The 22217-nt window shown below is 47.2% G+C and carries 17 protein-coding genes; 13 read left to right on the top strand and 4 right to left on the bottom strand.

The features are described from left to right. Positions 1-19: 19 nt before the first annotated feature. Both BOCO_RS01525 and cydC read left to right on the top strand, forming a co-directional pair. On the top strand, positions 20-1870 hold the full coding sequence (locus BOCO_RS01525; protein ID WP_244568708.1) for an ABC transporter ATP-binding protein/permease: 1851 nt from the start codon (positions 20-22) through the stop codon (positions 1868-1870). After that, positions 1854-3659, top strand: coding sequence for a thiol reductant ABC exporter subunit CydC (cydC, locus tag BOCO_RS01520; RefSeq protein ID WP_094722346.1), 1806 nt, complete (start codon positions 1854-1856; stop codon positions 3657-3659). The genes BOCO_RS01525 and cydC overlap by 17 nt, the downstream gene beginning before the upstream one ends. On the opposite strand, the gene BOCO_RS01515 is transcribed toward cydC, so the two are convergent. Further along, positions 3656-4624, bottom strand: a complete 969-nt coding sequence (locus tag BOCO_RS01515) for a polyprenyl synthetase family protein (protein WP_094722345.1) — start codon at positions 4622-4624, stop codon at positions 3656-3658. The genes cydC and BOCO_RS01515 overlap by 4 nt on opposite strands. Positions 4625-4886: 262 nt before the next feature. Here BOCO_RS01515 and BOCO_RS01510 point away from each other — a divergent pair, with 262 nt between their 5' ends. Further along, a complete protein-coding gene (locus BOCO_RS01510) occupies positions 4887-6350 on the top strand; it encodes a metallophosphoesterase family protein (RefSeq protein ID WP_094722344.1) in 1464 nt (487 codons plus the stop codon). Positions 6351-6388: 38 nt separating this feature from the next. Here BOCO_RS01510 and BOCO_RS01505 read toward each other — a convergent pair whose 3' ends face one another. Continuing rightward, positions 6389-7156 carry an IclR family transcriptional regulator gene (locus tag BOCO_RS01505; RefSeq protein ID WP_094722371.1) on the bottom strand — a complete coding sequence of 256 codons (768 nt, stop codon included), beginning with the start codon at positions 7154-7156 and terminating at the stop codon, positions 6389-6391. A 213-nt stretch (positions 7157-7369) separates the two neighbouring features. On the opposite strand from BOCO_RS01505, the gene BOCO_RS01500 reads away from it, so the two are divergent. The 6 genes from BOCO_RS01500 to BOCO_RS01475 all read left to right on the top strand — a co-directional run bounded on the left by BOCO_RS01500 (position 7370) and on the right by BOCO_RS01475 (position 14765). Further along, positions 7370-8488, top strand: coding sequence for a CPBP family intramembrane glutamic endopeptidase (locus tag BOCO_RS01500; protein WP_094722343.1), 1119 nt, complete (start codon positions 7370-7372; stop codon positions 8486-8488). 157 nt (positions 8489-8645) lie between these two features. Beyond that, on the top strand, positions 8646-9728 hold the full coding sequence (locus BOCO_RS01495) for a CPBP family intramembrane glutamic endopeptidase (RefSeq protein ID WP_094722342.1): 1083 nt from the start codon (positions 8646-8648) through the stop codon (positions 9726-9728). Between the two features lie 199 nt (positions 9729-9927). After that, positions 9928-11259: a UDP-N-acetylglucosamine 1-carboxyvinyltransferase gene (gene murA / locus BOCO_RS01490; RefSeq protein ID WP_094722341.1), complete on the top strand. Its 1332-nt coding sequence runs from the start codon at positions 9928-9930 to the stop codon at positions 11257-11259. Positions 11260-11388: 129 nt separating this feature from the next. Next, positions 11389-12291: a lysophospholipid acyltransferase family protein gene (locus BOCO_RS01485; RefSeq protein WP_094722340.1), complete on the top strand. Its 903-nt coding sequence runs from the start codon at positions 11389-11391 to the stop codon at positions 12289-12291. A 112-nt stretch (positions 12292-12403) separates the two neighbouring features. Beyond that, positions 12404-13399, top strand: a complete 996-nt coding sequence (locus tag BOCO_RS01480) for an NAD(P)H-dependent glycerol-3-phosphate dehydrogenase (RefSeq protein ID WP_094722339.1) — start codon at positions 12404-12406, stop codon at positions 13397-13399. A 157-nt stretch (positions 13400-13556) separates the two neighbouring features. Next, positions 13557-14765 carry a D-alanine--D-alanine ligase family protein gene (locus tag BOCO_RS01475; RefSeq protein WP_094722338.1) on the top strand — a complete coding sequence of 403 codons (1209 nt, stop codon included), beginning with the start codon at positions 13557-13559 and terminating at the stop codon, positions 14763-14765. A 318-nt stretch (positions 14766-15083) separates the two neighbouring features. Here the strand turns inward: BOCO_RS01475 and BOCO_RS01470 are convergent, their stop codons facing one another. Next, positions 15084-15932, bottom strand: coding sequence for a mechanosensitive ion channel family protein (locus tag BOCO_RS01470; protein ID WP_094722337.1), 849 nt, complete (start codon positions 15930-15932; stop codon positions 15084-15086). A 70-nt stretch (positions 15933-16002) separates the two neighbouring features. After that, positions 16003-16518, bottom strand: coding sequence for a GNAT family N-acetyltransferase (locus BOCO_RS01465; RefSeq protein ID WP_094722336.1), 516 nt, complete (start codon positions 16516-16518; stop codon positions 16003-16005). Positions 16519-16705: 187 nt separating this feature from the next. Between BOCO_RS01465 and BOCO_RS01460 the strand changes: the two genes are divergently transcribed. From BOCO_RS01460 to BOCO_RS01445, 4 genes are all read left to right on the top strand, one after another. Then, on the top strand, positions 16706-17368 hold the full coding sequence (locus tag BOCO_RS01460) for a sugar O-acetyltransferase (protein WP_094722335.1): 663 nt from the start codon (positions 16706-16708) through the stop codon (positions 17366-17368). A gap of 132 nt (positions 17369-17500) precedes the next feature. Next, on the top strand, positions 17501-17992 hold the full coding sequence (locus tag BOCO_RS01455) for a MarR family winged helix-turn-helix transcriptional regulator (protein WP_094722334.1): 492 nt from the start codon (positions 17501-17503) through the stop codon (positions 17990-17992). Between the two features lie 226 nt (positions 17993-18218). Beyond that, complete coding sequence (locus tag BOCO_RS01450; protein WP_094722333.1) at positions 18219-19988, top strand: ABC transporter ATP-binding protein; 1770 nt, start codon at positions 18219-18221, stop codon at positions 19986-19988. A gap of 67 nt (positions 19989-20055) precedes the next feature. Then, on the top strand, positions 20056-21942 hold the full coding sequence (locus tag BOCO_RS01445) for an ABC transporter ATP-binding protein (RefSeq protein WP_094722332.1): 1887 nt from the start codon (positions 20056-20058) through the stop codon (positions 21940-21942). Positions 21943-22217: the final 275 nt, after the last annotated feature.

Here is a 22217-nt window from a genome sequence, read left to right as displayed (position 1 = left end):
AGATTGAGGAGTTTACCTCTTGATAGATAAGAGTCTTTTTCAGTTCGCTGGTATTCAGCGTCAGATGCTATTACTGGCTATGCTCTCCATCCTTCAAGGGGTTAGTATCTCAGGTCAAGCTTTCGGCTTGACCTGGGCTCTGGTGCAAATATGGCATCTTAGGGCTCTGTCCTCTCTACTAGTACCGACGGCTGTATTTGTTGCGGCATACGTTGTTCGTCACTTGTGCGAAGTAGCCAAGCAAAAACTAGCTTCGCATTATGCAGATGAAGTTGTACAAGGATTGCGCCCCAAAGTTCAGTCCAAAGTATTTCGCCTAGGGCCTGCCGTCTTGAGCCAACGAGGTACAGGTTCCACGGTCACTATGCTCATCGACGGACTTGATCAAGTTAAGACTTATATTCAAACGGTCCTTCCCAAGATGATGGATCTGTTTTTTATTCCTTTGATTACTCTTGCAGTCATTTGGACGCAGAGTTCTTTGAGCGGCATTATCCTGCTTTGTATGTTCCCGCTCTTGATCTTCTTCCTAGCAATTTTAGGATTGGCTGCTCGAGACCGTTCTGATAAACAGTACGCTCAGTTTCGCCAGCTCAACACTAGGTTCGTAGACACTATTTTAGGTCTACCGACATTGAAGATGTTGGGTATCAACAAGGACTATGAAGAAGAAATTTATTCAGTCTCTGAACGCTTCCGCAAGCGCACTATGAGTGTTATCCGGGTAGCTCTGACTTCTACCTTCGCCTTAGATTTTTTCACAACGTTAGCCATAGCTATGATGGCAGTTTTCTTGGGTAATCGTCTGATCAATGGCAGTATGCCCCTATTTCCTGCCCTGTTTGCACTCATTTTGGCTCCCGACTACTTCTTGCCTATCCGCCAGTTCGGCGATGACTACCATGCCACCCTTGATGGTAAGAACGCTTTGCAGGACATGGTAAGGCTACTCGACCGTGCAGAGCCGGAGCTAGAGCCTAATATTGATTGGTCTGGTTGGACAGCTGATAGCAAGCTGACCATGGACAATGTGCAATTTACGTACCCCACTAAACCTCAACCAGACGCAGTTGTTCAGTCTGCGATGTCGTCAAATTCCAGCAAGGATCCTTCGGCCTCGAAAGACCAAACCAAGGATTCTCCCACAAGTGAATCTCAGGATCTTGAGCCTGCTCTGAACGATCTTACTTTGTCGTTGAGTGGGTTTGAAAAAGTAGCAGTCATAGGTCGTTCTGGTGCTGGGAAGTCCACGTTGGTTCAATTGCTGGCAGGTTTCGACCTACCATCTTCCGGCAGTATTACTGTCGATGGTCATCAGCTCCACAGTTTGAACCTCCCAGCATGGCAGCGGCATATCGCATACATTCCACAGACCCCATATATTTTCTCGGGAAGTATCGCTGAGAACATTCGGTTTTATATTCCTACGGCAGATGATCAAGCTGTCAGTATTGCAGCTCAAGAAGCCGGTTTGTCTGATTGGTTAGAGACTCTGGCAGATGGTCTTGAAACCTTAATAGGCGAGGGGCATCGTGGTATTTCTGGCGGACAGGCTCAGCGCATTGCCTTAGCACGTGTTTTGCTTGATAAGTCTCGGGAAATACTGCTATTCGATGAGCCGACGGCACACTTGGACATCGAAACAGAATATGAGCTCAAGCAAACACTGCTGCCTATTATGGACAACCATCTCGTTATTTTTGCTACCCACAGACTGCACTGGCTGTCAAATGTAGACAAGGTAATTATGCTAGACAAAGGCAAGATAGTGGCTCAGGGAAGTCCTAGTGAAGTGATCGGACAGGATGGTCCTCTTGACCGCTTAATGGAACAGATGGGAGGCAACCAGATTGATGGGTACCTCAAGTAATACATCGAGTCGGAGTTCCAAACGCACCAACTACCTCAAACTGTGGCATAATGATCACTGGTTCTGGCCTTTCCTTAAGCAAAATAGAGTGTTGTTGGCTCTTATCTTTGCTCTTGGCACGTTGACGTTTATTTGCGCAGCCGGACTTATGTTTACTTCCGGCTTTCTGATTAGTCGTTCAGCTAGGGAACCATTCAATATTTTCGTGGTATATGTTCCGATAGTGCTTACTCGTGCCTTTGGTATCGGTCGTCCTGTCTTTAAGTATCTGGAGCGGACGCGCAGTCACGATTGGGTGTTGAGAGTTGTCTCAAAATTGAGAGTTCAGCTTTACCGCACACTGTCCAAAGATGCCTCCTTCTTGTCGGAACATGAACGGACAGGTACAGTACTTTCTGTTTTGGCCGATGACTTGGAACACTTGGAGAATTTTTACCTGCGTACTATTTTCCCAACGGTTGTCGCATACATCATGTGGGTAATCGTTACGATTGCGGTAGGTGTATTCTCGTGGGCAGCATCTCTTTTGCTTTTCGTCCTCTTTGCCCTCATTCTTATCCTCATACCCTTACTGTCTCTCGCTTTTTCCGACGGACACTATGCTCTAGAAAAGTCCAAGAAACAGGACGAATATACTCAAGTGACTGAAAGCTATCTTGGTTTGAGTGATTGGGTCATTACACACAGGGAGCAAGAATTCGCGAAGATAGGACAGCAAGAGTTCGACCGAATCATGGATTCTCAAGCTCAGCAACAGTGCTTCGAACGCTGGCGAGATTTTAATATTCAGCTTATTTTTGCAGTCATGGCAGTGGTGCTAGTAGTCGGTTGTCAGATCTTTATGACCGGCAATCAGTCAATAGCCGACTACGCAGCTGCCGTTGTTCTTTCGCTGTTTCCGCTGGTTGACTGCTTCATCGTGGTGGCTCAGGCTTGTGCGGAAGTACCGCTTTACAGTGACTCTTTACAGCATTTAAATGCGTTGAGTGAACGGGTGGATGCTCGACAGCAAGAGCCAGGTCCGCAAATGAGCCTCGGTGAGCCTGTTCAGACGATTGACATTGAGGATGTTACATTCGCGTATGGGCCTGGGCAGGTCAAGCTCTTGGACAATGTTTCCTTGCACATTACAGCTGGTCAAAAGATAGCATTACTGGGACCGAGTGGTGAAGGTAAAACAACCATTTTGCAGCTCTTGCTTGGTGATCTTCAACCGAATCAGGGTCGCATTCTGGTGAATGGACATCCTATTGCTAGTCTCCAGGATGAACGACCCCAGCTCTTTGGCTATCTCAATCAGCAACCTTTCCTCTTCAATACCACTATTGCATCCAACATTCGACTTGGGAAACCTCAAGCTAGTGATAGTGACATTTGGCAGGCGCTCAAGGCAGTACAGATGGACGAGTACGTTCGCAGTTTGCCTAAGGGTCTTGATACTCCGGTACAGGAAGGGGGAGCGCGGTTCTCTGGTGGGCAACGACAGCGTTTGGCTTTGGCAAGAATCATCGTAAAAAATACGCCCATTATTCTTCTTGACGAGCCAACAATTGGCTTGGATCCAGTTACTGAGCGACAGTTGATGCAGATGATACTGTCTGCTACCGAAGGCCGCACCCTAATATGGGTCACTCACCACTTGCAGGGGCTTGAAGAGGCTGACCAAGTGGTGTTCTTGGAAGATGGGCATATAGCAATGCAAGGTTCACCTGCTGAGTTATATCAGAATAATCCGCGTTTCCGGCAGCTCTATAGGTTAGATGTCGGTGATGTCAATGAGGGTTCTTAAAGTTGACGTGCTAATGTGCTGGTCAAATCTTTGAGTAGATCGAGTACTGATGGAGTAGTGGTCACACTCTCTACTGCTTTTTGTGCCTGCTGAATGTGATAGTTTGCCCGACTCTTGCTGGCTGCTATGAATTCAGGATGTGCTGTAAGGTAATCCACAACTGAGAGCGGTTCATGTTTTTCTAAGATCTGAGCAAAGGATTGATCTGATGCTAGGGCTTCGATAACAGGTAAGGTATAGATGTTTTCGCGTATATCTTCTAGTTTGGGCTTACCAGACGCGTGGGATGTATCAAAATCACCGATGTCGTCGATTATTTGGAAAGCCATCCCTAGGTGCTGTCCGAAGTCATGGGCACTCTTAAGCAGATCAGGGTCTGGATTAGTTTGACTTAATTTGACGCCAGTTGTACATGCCAGACGGAAGAGGGCTGCGGTTTTGCCCTGTATTACACGCTCATAATATTCACGGGTAATGTGAGTGTTTCCGCGGCCTGACTCCTGTAAAAGCTCACCGCTCACAATTTCACACACAGTGCCTGCTTGCTCTTGTAAGAAAGCGGTATCGGGAGCAATACTTGCCATAATTTCCATATAACGGGATAAAATCAAGTCTCCTAAGTAAATAGCAGCCTTGTTCCCATAGATACTATGCGTTGTCGGTTGGTCTCTGCGCGTGTCAGCATCGTCGAGAACGTCATCATGTACTAGTGTAGCTAGATGGAGCATTTCGATAGCGGCAGCGCCTGTAAGCAGGGGACTGTCTGCTCTGAAAGGTTGATGGTTGTCATCATCTTGAATTCGCCCGAAGCATAGCAACAGTGCTGCTCGGAGCATTTTTCCGTGATTATCTAGAAGTCTGCGGTATTCCTTGCGGTAGGGAGTTACTGATGTTTCTTCTGCCTGGAGTTTGTTGACAACATGCTGCATGTCTGTGTCAAGCAGCGTTCGTTGTCTGTGTATCATAGTGACTCAACCTCTCAAAAGTAGAAACGCTCCCAATATAGCAAGTTTCTCATGCTAGAACTATCAAACCACAGTCTACAAGTTATTATCACGCGTAAAGTGTGCCCTGTCTAACAGGTACGTCTGTTCTGCGTGTTCTTGCCAAGAGCGCGGAAACAATGCCGTCGAAGGATTCTTTAAGGGACGAAGTAGTTCAGGAGACAATAGTAGCCTTGCAGGAAGATGTTTGGCGTAGTGGGGTAGGTGAAGTAGGGTTAGGTATATGAGTCAAGCACACTATTTTCTGAAGAACCAGCGGGCTGTGGAAGCTGCTCCAGATGACCGACCCTTGTCTGTGTCCGCGCGCTTGAAACAATTGCAATTCCATCATTCTGGCAAGTTTAGGGTTCTGCAACTAGCTGACGTTCAAGAAGGACCAAAAGTTTCTTCTGACACTATTCGTCTGATTGCTGCGGCCTGTGACGCAGCGAGACCCGATCTTGTTATTTTTACTGGTAATCAGATAGCTGGTTATGATACTTCCTACGAAAAAACCTTTCGTAGGCGTCGTTGGTCTACACCACTTGACTCGGTGTATTCAGCTGGTCTGTCTATGAGCCGTTGGGTGGGTGATGCCTTGCAAGGGTTAACGCCCGGAGGTAAGAAGTCGCAAGCTGGCCAGGTTGCCTTACCTGAAGATAGGACCCAAGAGCCCGAGCGCAAGCGAGAGTATGAACTCCAGCGCAGCGCTGATGCCGTCAGAAAGACAATAGCGCAAATAGTTGAACCATTGGTTGAACGTGGAATTCCTTTTGCTGTTACTTACGGTAACCACGATTTCCAATGCGGGCTTGATACTGATCAATTAGATGCTATTTTCCGCGAATTCCCCGGCTGTCTCAACCCTGAGTCGACTGCTGCCACCCGTTCAGACCTGGCGCGACCGGTACCAGCGTCTGGTATGAGCAAACAGAAGGCATTTGTTTGTGAGCCCGGTAGTTTTGCCTTACCTGTTGCGGACACTGAAGGCAAGCAGCCTATTATGAACCTAGTGTTGTTAGATTCTGGAGATTATGCTCGTCAGGGTGGGTATGGCAGTCCTTCGCGTCGAGCTCTTGCCTTCCTGAGTCAGGTTCCAGCCAGAATCGGTCGTCCATCTATCCTCTTTCAGCATATGCCGATACCGCAGTTTTACCAGCTGTTACGGCCAGTATCGGCTACGACTGCCCATGCTATACAAGGTTATCGTTCCTTCGATAAGGCTTATTATGTCCTCGATGACAACAAGACTTTGGCTGGCTCATTTCTGGGAGAAGGTGTTTCTTGTCCCGACCATGACAGTGGGGAATTTGCAATCTTAAAACAAGCTGGTTACTTCGCTCTTTTTGCTGGGCACGACCACAGAAATGGTTTTGTAGGTTCAGTGGATGGCATTACGTTGGGTGTTACCCCTACTTGTGGTTTTGGTTCTTACGGTCCTGCTTCGAGTAAACGAGCAGCTAGACTCTTTGAGTTTGATATCCGTCATCCTTACCAACCGCGGACACAGCTTTTAGAGTTTGGTGAATTGGTTGGCCGCCCGAGTTCTCATAGGGCCTATACTTTTGCAATGAGTTATATGCCCACATCTAAGGGTGAAGCCTTCAACCTTTTACGGAAGCCGAGCATCCTTGCAGGCAATCTTGCAAACCGGGTTGCTGGCTATGTGTCGTCCCATAGTGATCGAAGTAAGAGGGACCGTACATAGTCGACTCGGAGTACTAACCACTAACGGCACACTGCGATTTAGTGAACTGGAGCATGCATGGCTTCACTTAAGTATTTTCCAGCTGCCATAACTAGAGGAGCATAGAGACGGCCAGGTGTTGAGCTCATACGTTCTACAGGGCCGGCTATAGATATAGCAGCCATAACTTGCCCTGTGGCACTTCGAATTGGTGCAGAGATGGAACAGATTCCCTGCTGATATTCGCTGATAGACTCTGCCCAACCGCGCCTACGGACATCTGCAAGGATTGTGGCGGTAAACCGAGCTTTTCGTAAGGTTTGATGGATACGTTCGGGAGCATCCCAGGCAAGTAAGATTTGTGCGGCAGAGCCAGCATGCATAGGTAATAATGCTCCCAGTGGTGTAGGAATATATACGCCACTAGAACGAGTAGCTGCAGCGATGCAGACACGGTTGTCTCCCTGGCGACGGAAGATGTGCACTGACTCGCCAGTACGATTGTGTAGGCTGCGCAGGATAGGATTCGCTGCGCCTAGTAGGAGATCCTCACTTGCACTCGCAGCGAATTCAGCAAATCTGGAGCCGAGTGCGAAACGCCCCTGATCATCACGATAGATGAATTGGTGTCTTTCTAGAGCCATAGCTAGCCTGTGGACGGTAGGCCTTGCCAACCCTGTCGTAGTGACTAAGTGTCCCAAGCTGATAGGTCCAGCTTCCAGGGCCTCCAGTATTTCCACAATTTTATCTAAGACTCCTACATTGGTGTGAACCCAATTGTCTCGAGTTGTAGTCTGGTTAGTAGAAACAGATGACTCATGAGTCATGGCATCTTGGAAGCAGGTATGGTCTGCTACTGTTGTATGTGAAGAATGTGCCATACCCTCTTATGATAGGTTTTTCATGTAAACAAGGTAAGTCCATTGTGTTACTGATGGCTTACGTGTTACAAATAATGTGGGTTTGTGCGACGTTTGGTGTACTTTAACCTAGGGGAAGGTAAACGCCTGCCACCGGCAGATAGCAATACGGGAGTTTTTATGACAGGCAGACATGCTGCTAGTGACTCAAGGCGTTCTCGAACCCGAATGCGATATGAGGTGAAAGACGGAGTTGGTGCACCTCGTCATGCAGGTATACAGGTTCAAGGCACGGTTACTGAACTTCAAAACTCTGCTGCGCTGTCCCGTTCTGCTCTAGGTAGAGTTAGGAACGCTGTGGGTGATCAAGCAGTTTTCATATTTTTCTATATCATCTTTATGCAGATTATTGGGTATACAGCAGGTATTGCTCTCATTATTCTCCAACGTCTGTATGCTGGTATTCGTTTTTCTCCAGAACAAGTGGTTACTAGCTTAAGTAGTTGGGAAGTATCAGAGTTATATGTGGTGGCCAGTGCCGTGGTCTTTGCTTTTACCGTGATCTATTGGCGGTCAAAAATAGAAGATGCAGGTCCTTATGGTGTTTTTCACCGTTCTTTACGTTCTGTACCTCCCCTTACTCTCATCGCTTGTGTGGTTATGACGATAAGCTGTCAAGCGTTTTCAAGGTTTTATGATTTTGGTGTCTGGGAAACAACAGGTAAGGTAGTTTCGTCTAATCTCACCAATATAGGCGTGGTAGATACACCTTTTTCTTTTATGTCAATAGCCGTGTATAGCTGCCTATGGGCGCCTGTGGTAGAAGAAGTTGCCTTCCGGGGAGTGGTGCTAACGAGTTTGAAGCGCTATGGCAAAATTTTTGCGATAGTCACATCTTCTCTGCTGTTTGCAGTTTTGCATGGCAATCTCTCTCAGGGGGTTTTTACCTTCGGTCTAGGTTTAGTCTTGGGATATGTGGCCTGTGAATTTTCGCTGATCTGGTCTATCGGCTTGCACATATTCAGTAATGTGATTGCTACCGTACTCCCGTTTGTCTTACGCATAAGCTTGCGTACAATGGGTTTTGCAGGACATACGCTAAGTTTTATTCAAATGCTATTTTGGTTGTTGGTGCTGCTGCTTGGCGTAGCTATCTTGCTTACTAACCATCACCGAGTGCGTGCTTTTAGCGCAAACGATAATGTTGCACCCAATGTATTTGCTTCTTGGACTAATCCTTGGTTTCTGCTAGTAATCGGCATTCAAATCTTTTTCATTCTTTGGAGATTCTGTCACTAGTCTGTATACGTTCTTTTCTACTTCGTTTGTGCTGTTTATCATATTGTGGAATGGAGGTGGAGATACACTATATACAACAACTTCAGTTTCACATACTGTCGGTAGGATAGAAAGCGAGAGCGGGATCCTGCACACGAGCATAGGGGGAGGGTAGCCTATGAAGCTGTTATGGCAACCCAATCAAGGGAAACAGGCAAATACAACCTTAACAGACATGAGCTCTCGGGTATATGTATCGAGTACAGCATTTCCTAGCGGAGCTAATGTGCCACACGCTTCAATGAAGCAAATTCGCGCAAGCTTGAATGAGCAAGCAGGAATGCTGATCCTCTACTTGGTGGTTATGCAGTTGATTGGACCAGCAATAGCGGCCATCCTTATTACACTGATGCAAGCGATGCACCATCAGTCTGTTTCATTAGGTGCCGCATTTGGTGAACTCAGTTCTTCCTCTTATGTAGGCCTTACAAATTTAATTTGCGTGGCCTCAGCCTTCGTTTTTTGGATACTAACTCATAAATCACAAATAGCAGATACGTCTAGCGATGGTGTCTTTCATCGCAGCGAGCGTCGCATGCCGCCTTTAGTTTTTATCGGTGCTGTATGCCTTCTCTTTACATGTCAGTCCCTATCTACCATCTACAATATTGGCTTTTCTTGGGTTGTTCAACAGCTCAATTTAGAAGTAGTAAGCAATTCTGAAAGGATTCAGGCTGCCTCGGGCACAGTTGCAATGCTGGTATATGCTAGCCTCTTCGGCCCCATCGTCGAAGAGATCATTTTCCGTGGCGTTATCATGAAGGGCTTGCAGCGCTACGGCAAAGTCTTTGCTATTGTTACTTCGTCTGCGATGTTTGGCTTCTTCCATTCGGACGTATCTCAAGGTTTATTTGCCTTCAGTGGGGGATTGCTTTTAGGATACATCGCAAGTGAGTATTCTATTTTCTGGTCCATACTATTGCACATTGTCAATAACATGGTTATTTCTAATATTGATAGCGTTATTTTTAGTGCATTGCCTGAAGAAGCCCAGTTTTGGACTAATTTAGGTTTTCTTGTACTTGGCATAGTCTTGGGTGTACTGGTGTTGTACCTAGCAAGGGTTCGAATTAAGAACTTTATTACCGCCAACCATGCGTACAAAGGCGTGTATGCTTCGTGGGCTAGTTTTTGGTTTGTTGTGTTCATCATTATTCAACTACTGGTGACTGCTATGGAATTTAGCCCTGTGTCTTCCTAACAGCACGACAAACGTGTGTTTGTTTAAGGTTTATAGGGCGATGCCATATTACGCTCCGCTGTGAGCTGCCAGCTTATTAGGCTGCGCGCGCATTTTGTCCTAACACTTACAGTCCTTATGGCAAACTTACAATAGGTGATGGTGCATTTGAGAGTGTGCCGGCTGGTTAGGCGCATAGTACGTACAAAGAGGAGTGGGAATGGCAACAGTTGATCCCCAGAATGATGTTCTGCACGTCGTTGGTGGTAAGCCCTTGGGTGGCAGCATTCATGTGCGCGGTGCCAAGAATTTTGTCTCTAAGGCAATGGTTGCAGCTCTACTAGCGCCAGGCGTTTCAGTCTTAAAAAATGTCCCTGAAATTCGCGATGTCCAGGTCGTTTCGGATCTTTTGCGCTTGCATGGGGTCAAGGTCAACGTTCAGCCTAAAGAGGGTGTAGTCACTATTGATGCCAGCACAGTAGAACTTGCTGATGTGGCAGATGTAGATACGCTGTCTGGTTCTTCACGTATTCCCATTCTCTTCTCAGGCCCACTTCTATACAGGATGGGAGAGGCTTTCATTCCTGCTCTCGGCGGCTGTAGGATTGGTTCTCGTCCGATTGATTTCCATTTGGATACCCTTCGTAAACTAGGTGCCAAAGTGGATAAGGAACATGAGGCAGGTATCCATATCACTGCCCCTAATGGCTTGCATGGAGCTAAAATTCACCTCCCATATCCATCGGTGGGTGCTACTGAACAAACCTTGCTAGCTGCGGTATTGGCAGAGGGTAAGACTGAACTTTCAGGAGCAGCAACAGAACCAGAAATTATGGACCTAGTTGCAGTCTTGCAAAAAATGGGTGCGCAGATTTCAGTTGATGTAGATCGAACGATTCGTATTGAGGGTGTTAAGAAGCTCAAGGGATATACTCATACAGCATTGCCCGACAGAATTGAAGCAGCATCTTGGGCTTCAGCAGCGCTGGCCACACACGGAGACATTTACGTTGAAGGGGCTCAGCAGCCCGATATGATGACTTTTTTGAATGTCTTCCGTAAAATAGGTGGTGAATTTGATATTCGTGATGAGGGTATTCGTTTCTGGCATCCCGGTGGTGATCTTCACCCTGTAGCCATTGAAACCGATGTTCATCCTGGTTTCATGACTGATTGGCAGCAACCCCTTGTAGTTGCGTTGACCCAGGCTAAAGGTCTTTCTATAGTTCACGAAACGGTGTATGAAAACCGTTTTGGCTTCACCAGACCTTTAGTGCAGATGGGCGCCACTATTCAGTTGTATAGGGAATGCCTGGGGTCACTACCTTGCCGCTTCCAGCAACGTAATTTTGAACATTCCGCGGTCATTTTTGGGCCTACACCCTTGCAAGGGCAAATTATCGATGTTCCAGATTTGCGTGGAGGTTTCAGTCACTTGATTGCAGCCCTTACTGCAACGGGCCCTTCTGAGGTACGTGGTATTTCTCTGATTGATCGTGGGTATGAAGATTTCAGAGAAAAATTGGTGGCTCTGGGTGCCAATATCGATTAATTGCGAATCTGATGTAAGTGGTCCAGGTTCCGTCTATACGTACTGTGTGTGGGTGTCAGCAAGAAATTTGCTGCTGGCAGATTGTAGTATTGGTTTGGTAGCGGTCAACACCTGAGGCACAATAGAAGTATGGTATCGAAAGGTAAACCTTCACCTCGCTCGGCAGTTGACCCTCTTTCCAACCAGCAAGTTGAGAGACTGGGGAGAGTCCATCATTTGGTGGATCCCACTCGTTATTACCCCACTGGTCCAAGGAAGCCGAATCAAGCTGAAATAGATGAGCAGAATCCGAAAGCTACAGCCAGGCTATTAGCTGGTGTATCTGAGGTGATGCGGGCCTCTTGCAAGACATACGCTTGGGGACTAGAGCAGGTGCCTGAAACTGGTACTTTTATTACTGCGGCAACCCACGTGACTCAGTTTGATGTGTTTGTACCTATGATGGCTCTTTTCCACCTGGGGCGGCGTCCGCGGTTTATGGCAAAAGCTGAAATGGGACGCTGGCCAGTCATTGGTAAATGGTTCCAGTGGGTAGGGATGCAACCTGTGCCGAGGCGCTCGGGTTTGGCACAGCAGATTGAGGCTGAGTCCATCAATATTGTTACGTCTGGTCGCCCGCTGACTATCTGGCCGGAGGGTACTGTTACGCGGGATCCACTGAAGTGGCCGATGTCGTTCAAGCCAGGAGTTGGTGTTATTGCACTGAAGTCATCCCGCATTCTTGGTTATATGGTGCCTCTCTATCCTTGTGTGACTTGGGGAGCTGCTTCAATCAACCATTGGTGGCCATGGCCACGGAAAAACGTGGTGACCTGCTTTGACCATGCTTTAGATTACTCGGATCTCTTGGAAGACATGGATACTTGGGGGCAGGAACCTCCCAAGGAAGTAGTAGATGAACTATGTCAGCGGTTGAGGGATCGAATGGAAGTTATCATGGCGGAAATTCGTGCCAGTGAACCACCAGTTGAAGGGTACTTCGACTATCCCTCAATGAGCCGCAGGCCTCGCCCGCAACGCGCTCTTACTTGATGGCTTGCGTCTGTGGGCTTAGGATAGTTTTGCTTGAGTTTGCCCAGTGCAGACAGCGGTGTTTGTTATCTGGTTTCAAAGAACGTTGACATAAGATCCAAGGAGCAGCAAGATGAATATTGCGGTGCTGGGAGCAGGCGCATGGGGTACTACTTTTGGGCAAGTGCTAGCTGATGCGGGTAACCAGGTTACCATGTGGGACATTGATCCTGAGTCTGTGAACTCTATCAATCAAGAACACAGAAATCCTAGACGTATGCCTAGTATTGAGCGTTTGCCCGATAATGTAAGAGCTACATCTGATCGGCAGAGTGCTGTTGCATGTGCTGAGATCGTTGTAGTGGCCATAGCCGCTCAGCATGCCCGCGAAGCTCTTGAGCCTTTCAAAGCGTTCATGCACAGCTCCACTATCGTTGTTTCTCTCATGAAGGGCATTGAGCGCCAAACTGGTCAACGCATGGATCAGGTAGTCACGGAAGTTTTGGGACTACCACTTGATCGGTTTGCAGCTGTATCTGGTCCTAATTTAAGTAAAGAAGTTGCTGCCCGGCAGCCTTCAGCAACTGTTGTGGCTTCTAGTAGTGAACAGACAGCATTAACAGTTGCTAATGCGTGCGAAACGGCTTATTTTAAACCGTTCGTCTCATCTGATGTTGTTGGACTAGAATTGTGTGGATCTCTGAAGAATGTAACTGCGCTCGCTGTTGGTATGTCTCGTGGAGCTGGCTACGGAGAGAATACCGCTGCCATGATTCAAGCTCGAGGCTTAGCTGAAATGACGGCGTTAGGGCAGGCTGCCGGAGCTCAAGCTAAGACATTTGCTGGTTTGGCAGGGGTTGGAGATTTGATAGCTACCTGTGCTTCTTCCTTAAGTCGTAACTATACGTTCGGTTTTAATTTAGGCAAGGGAATGAGTGTGGAAGAAGCGTCCCTAGCTAGTAATGGAGTTGCTGAAGGAGTCCCTACTACTGATGCAGTGGTGCAATTAGGACAGAGCTTGCACGTAGCAACTCCTTTAGCTACGGCCATGAGCCATGTTTTAGATCAGGGATTAGATGGTGCTGGTCTGGTGACAGAACTGTTCGGTGGGCCGATTATTGGGGAATAAGGATACATCTCAGGGCTCATGTTGAGTTTGTGATATGCTGATCGCAGAGCTACAATAAGCAGATTTTAATCGTCAAAGTAACCTAAAACTGCTTCTCATTGGGTTGTGTGAGTGAAACAAGAATAGACGCAGGCCTTTCAAGAAGGAGAATTGTCGTATGACAAAACAGCGTGTTGTGATTTTGTATGGTGGTCAGGCTGATGAGCACCCCATATCTTGTATCTCGGCTGCTGGTGTCCTCAAAGCTATCGACAGGGAGCGATTTGAGCCCATTCCTGTTGGAATCACACGAGATGGTATCTGGATTGTCAACGGCGAAGATCCTCGTAACTGGGATTTAGGGAGTGGAGAACTTCCTGAGGTCAGACTGAGTGAACATTCTCAGCCTCTTGTACTCGATATAGCTCGCTCCGGAGATGGTTTCTATGCGGGTAGTCATGAGACCCTGGTGGCTGCCGCCGAACGACCAGCTGGATACCGGGCAGCTTTGAGCCCACAAGAACTGCATGCTGAAGGTGCTTCACTGACTTCATTGGGGCATATTGATGCAGTCTTTCCTGTTTTACACGGCCCCTATGGAGAAGACGGATCAGTTCAAGGACTCCTGGAGGTGATGGGAGTACCTTATGTTGGTTGCTCTGTTCTTGCTTCAGCAGTGTGTATGGATAAGCATTTCACTAAGGTGTTGCTCAAGTCTGCTGGTATACCTGTAGCTCCTGGAATTACAGTGGATGCTCGCACCGTAGCCTGTGGTGAGTCCATTGAAGCGGCTGGTGACGAACTTGTCGGACTCGTGCGCAAGGCTGGACTTAAGTATCCTGTCTTTGTAAAACCATCGCGGGCCGGTTCTTCCTTTGGTGTGACCAAAGTAGGAGAAGAGAACGCGAAGGACCTAGCTCATGCACTATTTGAAGCTTCTCAGCATGATTGGCGTGTACTGATTGAAGAGGGGATCGAAGCTCGCGAAGTTGAATGCGCAGTTTTCAACCCTGTTGAAGGTGAGCAACCGCAGACATCCTGGCCAGGAGAGATTGTACTTGACAAACCTTCTGACGAGGCTTTTTATGATTTTGATAGCAAATACATGGACTTGACTGCTGCTCATGTTGAAGTGCCAGCTCAACTGCCAGAAGAGACCTTGCAAAAGGTTCGGCACATTGCTGCCAAGGCCTTCCAGGTTGTAGATGGACGCGGCTTAAGTCGTGTAGATTGCTACGTGCTGCCAGACGGTCAGATCATGGTCAATGAAATAAACACAATGCCAGGTTTTACGCCTATTTCCATGTACCGCCAGGCTTGGGAGGCTACAGGTATTTCTTACAGTGACCTCATTACTCAACTGATTGAAGGTGTCTGCGCTGAATAACCCCGCCACTGTGGGTGTACTGCACGCTTTCTGTTGCCATAAGTCTTGCTTGTATTGAGGATAATGGGCTTGCTGAGAAAAAGCACCTACCGATTCAGGCTACTGTGGGTTGTGGGCGGGAGCATAAGGTACCTGCATGTGTAAGTGGTTGTGTAACCAGTAAGATGGGTCCCCATGTGCTGCAAGCATTCTTTGCTGTATAACATGGCAACTGTGCCCTATTGCTGACAGCTGTAGGTAAACTAATGGACTCTGTAGCTTAGACGGATAGGTATAAGTCAAGTTGTTGCTCCGGTTGGTGTTGGAGTAATGGTCTTATTAATGTTGTGCATCCTCTTCGCGCAAGAGACGAGTAGTGTCTTGCACCAGATATGGTTGTCCAGCTAAGGCGCGTGTGGCGGCATCTTGCATGTCAGCTGCAACAACACCGTGTTTAGCAAACATGACTACTTTGCCATTTACTCCGTAAGGTGAGAAGCCTTGGAATTGAACGATGGGGGGATTCCCTGGCATCATGAGTGTTTTGGTGGAATGCTCTACGGTCTTCTTTATTTGCTGAGCGCAAGTGTCCAGATTTTCGCTGCCTCGTACGGTAAAGCTAACAATAGCTACGGCTTCTCCTGCACTGGGAATCTTTTCGAGAGCTGTGGTATTGAGTACTGAGTTCGGTATCCACATTTCGTTGCCGGTACGGTCAACAACTATCGTGTTACGCCAATTGATGTCCTTGACTGTGCCTGTGATCCCTTGTATTGAAATAATATCTCCTGGTTGAATTACCTTGCTCAGCATGAGGCCAAAACCACCGACGATATTGGCAATCGTGTCTTTGAGACCTAGAGATAAGGCTAATCCAGAGACACCTAATGCTGTCGCCACAGTAGTTGGATTTATGCCAAAGACTGGTTGAAGTACGCAAGCTGCTGCGAAGATCCAAATAACCACCTTAACGATGTTGATAAAAATAGATGCAGATGGTATTGCAGTGTGTTCTAAGGTGCGACGCATAACAACAGAGACGAAACGTGAGGCTAGACCGGCTCCAAGCATCACTATGACAAAAAGCAGAATGCGCCAAGTATTGTGGCTGAACCAGTTTAAGACAAAATCACCCAATTGGATGGTCGAGTGATCTGAATCTGATGCTATGAGTAAGGTGTGGCTCATGCTCTCTCTTTCTGAGATTTGTGTTTGTTGCTTTCGGCTTGAGGTCTAAGTCGTTTGCTTATGAAAGTGCTCAATCGAGGTCTTTACTCATCCACACATGAGGACAATGCTGATCGTAGTCACGCTCTCCTATAACTTGGTAGCCTTGCTTGGTGTAAAAGTCTTTCGCCTGTTCCTGAGCGTGGAGTATTGCTGTTCGCCCTCCGCGCTGGCGAATAGCTGCTTCTGTTGCTGCTAAGACCTGTGCGCCACAATGCAGCCCCCGCCAAGCTTTGTCAACAGCTACTCGGCCAATGGTATAAATTGTGGCATGGGAAGCCTGGTCTTGGGGGAGAGGTTCGCCCTTGGGGGTGCTTGCAAAAAAGCGACTAGTGGCGATAGCGACAGGACCATCTGTGCTCTGGTCCACTGTCATGTTCGCGTGTTCTAGTTTTACCCAATCGTTGGGTGAAGCAAAAGCGAGTAAATGCTGGCAGAGGTCATCTATGTGATCGTATTCATCGTGAAACCCCTGTTCGTCTACAAATACCTGCTCTCGAATCAACCGGGCCTGAGCGGGCAAGTAATCATAGGTGCAGTATCGCATGAGTGCTCTCCTCAACGTTTGACTGACGACAGGAACCTGTACTCATAATCATAGTTGGTAGACTGTTTCGTGAGTTAACGAATCCTGTAATATAGCTTGCATTTTACTGGTATTATCTCGCTTGCAGCAACAAATCTCCGCTACAGTGGTTACTGGAGTAAGTTGTCAAGCATGAAGGGACATCATAATGAGTGAACTAGATAAGGGAAATCTACGAGGGGAACGTAGTGAGCGTGAACGTATGCTGGCTGGGGAGTTTTATAATGCTGCGTCGCCCGAATTGGGATCCTTGCGGGATAAAGCCCATGAACTCTGCCGTCAGTACAATTCTTTGCCTGAAACCTCTCGGGAAGAGAGGGCGGCGATTATGAAGCAGCTTGTACCTCATATGGGGGCCTATAGTGAGATTTTAGGGCCAGTCTACTTTGACTACGGCATTTTTACGACTATTGGAAACCGTGTCTTTGCTAATTTTAACTTTACGGTATTGGATGTGTGCCCAGTTACGATTGGGGACGACGTGATGATGGGGCCTAACGTGTCGATTATGACGCCCCTTCATCCATTACGCTGGCAGGATCGTAACTTACGCAAGGCAGCTGATGGATCCCTCTTTGACTATGAGTACGGTGCTCCTATCACTATAGGTTCTAACTGCTGGCTTGCTGCTAATGTGACAGTCACAGGCGGTGTCACAATTGGTGAGGGGTCAGTTATCGGTGCCGGTTCTGTCGTGACTCATGATATCCCTCCCCACTCTCTGGCGGTCGGTACCCCCTGCAAAGTGGTTCGTGAAATTACTGACAGTGATGCTGTTGATTTACCCCACAGGGTGCCTGAAGCTGACTAATTACCCTTGAATACTCAATAGGCTCCTTGCTTTCCGCAGAGAACGAGGAGCCTATTGTGTAGTAATTGTGAAATAATATCTTCTATTCAAAATAACTTTGGGTAGAAGATAAAGTGTATAGGGCAGACGTTAATGGCTATGTTTGTGGGAGGTATAGGATTGACATACGCGCAGGAAGCTTTTGAAGAACTGTCACAGCTAGTCATGAAGCACAGGGGAATGATTCCGGATCAGGTAGACCGTTCTATGCGGGGGGAAGCGGTTATTCTGCGAGTATTGGAACAATCTGGTAGTCTTACGCCTTCGCAACTGTCTCAATTAGTGGGCTTGAGTTCTGGCAGGGTTTCTTCACTTTTGAAGTCACTGGAGGAGAAAGGATTAGTGCGCCGATCTGGCGATGAACAGGATCGCCGTAACGTGCATGTTGTTATCACTGAATCCGGTAGTCAGCGGAATCAGGCTGCACATAGTATGATGCAAGAAGATATTTGCTGGATCTTTGAGCAGATGGGGAAAGCACAAACCCAAGAATTTATTCGTCTGTGTTCTTTTTTTGTGCAGTGTTCAGGGCAAAGATTCCAAATGCGTGTTAAGCAAGCAGCAACTTGTTCAACTTCAACTTGAGTGATGGGCGGAGGATCTACTACTTTCCTTTCAACAGGTGGTTTGGGCAGGGTACATTTTGTGGGCATGACAAGTGTTCGGCTGCAATACCAAACCATTTCATCACCTTATGAGTTGCACGGAGATGTATAGCTAGCGTCTATTTGAAGGGTACAGACACATAGCTGGTCTAGTAAAAGATATAAGCAATCTACTGCTTACCAAGAAAGTTAAAGGAACAACGAGCATGATACGAATTTGTCGATATCTTTCCAAGGGTGAGGTCGGTCAGCTGTTTGTGGTGATTGCCTTTATCGTTGGCCAAGTTTGGCTAGACCTTAAGCTGCCTGACTACATGTCAGACATAACCGAATTGGTGGAGACGCCTGGTAGTCAAATGAGCGAGGTTTGGAAGGCCGGAGGCAAAATGCTCATGGTATCCTTCCTTTCTCTGGTTTGTGCGATTATTACTTCATACTTTGCAACACGTGTAGCATCTTCCTTTTCCCAGACTCTTCGCTCGTTAGAGTTTGCTAAGGTGGAGTCTTTTTCTCGTGAAGAACTCAGCCACTTTTCTACAGCTTCCTTGATAACCCGCTCAACAAACGATGTAACTCAGGTACAAATGTTCATTACCATGGGCCTGATGATGCTCATCAAGGCTCCTATTATGGCAGTCTGGGCAGTTTGTAAAATCGCAGGCAAGGGATTTGAATGGACAGTAACTACGGGAATTGCTGTGGCTATTCTTTTGGTTTCTGTATTTTTGCTCATGCTTTTTGTGATGCCCAAGTTTAAACGGATGCAGCGCTTAACTGACAATATTAACCAAGTAGCCCGCGAGAACTTGACCGGTTTGAAGGTTGTGCGCGCCTACAATGCTGAACACTATCAAGAGGACAAGTTCACCAAAGCTAATAGTGAGTTAACGAATACACAGCTTTCTACGACTCGAGCTATGAGCCTGATGATGCCGTTGATGAACACTATTATGAACGGACTTATGTTAGCTGTTTATTGGATCGGTGCCTACCTTATCAATGCTGCCAACTTAATGGATAAAATAACCCTTTTCGGCAATATGGTGGTTTTCTCTTCATACGCAGTTCAGGTAATTATGAGCTTCCTTCTGATGAGTATGGTATTTGTGCTGTGGCCTCGTGCTGATGTTTCTGCGCAACGCATTATGGAAGTACTTGACACCAAGCTTACTATTGTGGATGGTAGTGAATCTTCAGGTAAGCCTGACCAAGATGGCAGTGTGGTCTTCCGTGATGTATCTTTTACCTACCATGGTGCATCTGCTCCAATCTTGGAGCACGTAGACTTTGAAGTCAAGAAAGGTCAGACTATAGCTTTTATAGGTTCTACTGGTTCAGGTAAATCAACTCTCATTAACCTCGTTCCCCGTTTCGCTGATGTATCTTCTGGTCAGGTTATGGTTGATGGCGTTGATGTGCGCGACTATAAAGTCAAAGATTTGCGGGACAAGATTGGCTATGTTCCCCAACAATCTTTGATGTTCCGGGGTACGGTCGAATCCAATGTGGCATATGGTGATAAGGCCAAAAATGTTGATGAGCAAGAAAAATTGGATGGGGTAAAAGAAGCTGTGCAGGTTGCCCAAGCGCAAGAGTTTGTGGCCGACATGCCTGGAACATACCGTGCAGCAATTGCGCAGGGTGGTTCAAATGTCTCCGGAGGGCAGAAGCAGCGACTTTCAATTGCAAGAGCCCTGTGGCGTAAGCCTGAAATTTTAATTTTCGACGATTCTTTCTCAGCACTTGACTTCAAAACTGACCGTGCAGTGCGTGATGCTCTCAAAACGCAAATGAAGGGTACCACTACCATGATTGTTGCTCAAAGGATTGGCACCATCATGGACGCTGACGAAATCGTGGTCTTAGACCAAGGCAAGGTTGTCGGTAAGGGCACTCATAAACAATTGCTGAAATCTTGTGAAGTGTATCAGCAAATTGCCAGGAGCCAGCTGACTGAAAAAGAACTGGCAGCGTAAGACCCTAAATTGGAGCCAGGCGTGCCCTGGCGTGTAGACGTAGTACTTTTTCAAGGAGTTAATGACTATGAGTTCACCACATTCTGGGTCAGTTGCCAGTCCAGCTGGACGGGGACACGGACCTTCTCGAGGAGTGGTAGAGCGTCCAGAGAGCTTTGGTGGAGCTATGAAACAGTTGGCCCAGTTCTCTCGTCGCTATCTGCCGGCAGTAATTGTAGCTTTCATTTTTGGTGGAGTTGGGGCTGCTTGCCAGATTATCGGCCCTGACAAACTGAAAGATGTGACCAATGCTATCGCTCATGGATTACCGGCGGTAGTTCACGGGCGCCCTATAGCGGGCTCTATTGATTTGCAATACGTAGAGCACCTTTGCTTTATTCTTGTTGGCCTCTACCTGGGATATGCTCTCCTGACGTATGTGCAGTCGTGGATTATGGCTACTACTACACAACGTATCTCACAAGGTCTGCGTGAGGCAATTTCTCATAAAATCAATAAGCTGCCTCTTAAGTATTTTGATAAGGTCTCGTATGGGGATGTTCTTTCTCGCATTACGAACGATGTAGACGCCATAGGACAGACCTTAGGCCAGAGCTTAGGTTCGCTTGTTATTTCTATCACTACCTTTGTGGGTTCCCTGATTATGATGTTTGCCAATAACGTGATTTTGACGCTTGTGGCCATAGGAGCAGCTGTCATCGGGGGTATATTGATGATGGTAATCATGGCTATTTCACAGAAGTATTTCGTACGCCAGCAGGTTGCCCTTGGTGATGTTAATGGGCATGTAGAAGAAATGTATACCGGTCATATCATCGTTAAAGCATACTCGGGTGAAGAGGACTCTATTGCAGAGTTTGAACGCTATAACGATGATCTGTACGATTCTGGATGGAAATCCCAATTCCTGTCTTCACTCATGATGCCGTTAATGAATTTTGTTGGTAACTTTGGCTATGTTGCCGTGTGCGTAGTCGGTGCCGCTTTAGTTCTCAATGGCAGCATATCATTCGGTGTGATTGTGGCCTTTATGATGTACATTAGGCTATTTACTCAGCCTTTGAGTCAGTTTGCTCAAGCCTTCCAGAACCTCCAGCGTACAGCTGCCGCTTCGGAACGTGTGTTTGACTTCCTCGATGAACCCGAAATGGAAGATGAATCCAGCAAACCTGCGCTCTTAGGTGCTGCCGCAGGTGCTCATGCTGCTCCAGTACAGGGTCACGTAGAGTTCAATCATGTGAACTTCTCCTACGACGGTAAGCATCCTGTCATCCATGATTTCACAGCCGAGGCTCAACCGGGGCAAAAGATAGCTCTTGTTGGTCCTACAGGAGCTGGAAAGTCGACCATGGTTAGTTTGCTGATGCGGTTCTATGAGGCAGATTCTGGAGACATTCGCATTGATGGAATTTCTACCCGGGACCTACCTCGTTGGAATGTCCATGATCAGTTCTCTATGGTTTTGCAAGATACTTGGGTTTTCTGTGGTACCGTCAAAGAAAATATTATTTATGATAAGCAAGGTGTCAGTGATGAGCAAGTAGTAGAAGCTTGCAAGGCAGTGGGACTGGATCACTTTATCCGTACTCTCCCGCAAGGTTATGATACGGTGCTATCTGACGACTCCTCACTTTCTCAAGGGCAGAAGCAGCTGCTGACGATTGCTCGCGCCATGGTACAAAATGCACCGATTCTGATTTTGGATGAAGCTACTTCCTCAGTGGACACCCGTACTGAGGAACTTATCCAAAAAGCCATGGATGCTTTGAGTCGAGGCCGCACGTCTTTTGTAATTGCGCATAGACTGTCGACTATTCGTGATGCGGATATGATTTTAGTCATGAACCACGGTCGTATTATTGAACGCGGTACGCATGAGGAATTGCTCAAGCAAGATGGTTTCTATGCAGACCTTTACAACAGTCAGTTTGCTTCAGCTGAACTCCTTGCGTAAGTTCTGGTAGTCCAAGGTTGAGCAGTTCTGTATGCCCGGAGTCAGTCATGAATGACTGCTTCGGGCGTTTCTGTAACTGCACTGGTGACGGGGGCAAGTTGGCAATACTCCAGTTTGATCGATTGGTATGGAGTGATCTGACCGTGGATGCGTGTACTCTAATAAGCGGTAATACATACTGAGCTTGTCAAGTGCTAGGAATTGTGGTATCTTAGACAAGTTGTGTGTTCGTGCAGCGCATAGAGCTCTTAAGAGAACACACGGTAGGACTTGGA

The organism is Bombiscardovia coagulans (assembly GCF_002259585.1).
Classification (GTDB): domain Bacteria; phylum Actinomycetota; class Actinomycetes; order Actinomycetales; family Bifidobacteriaceae; genus Bombiscardovia; species Bombiscardovia coagulans.
Note: the sequence above shows the minus strand (reverse complement) of the source record. Positions and strands in the feature narration are given on the sequence as shown.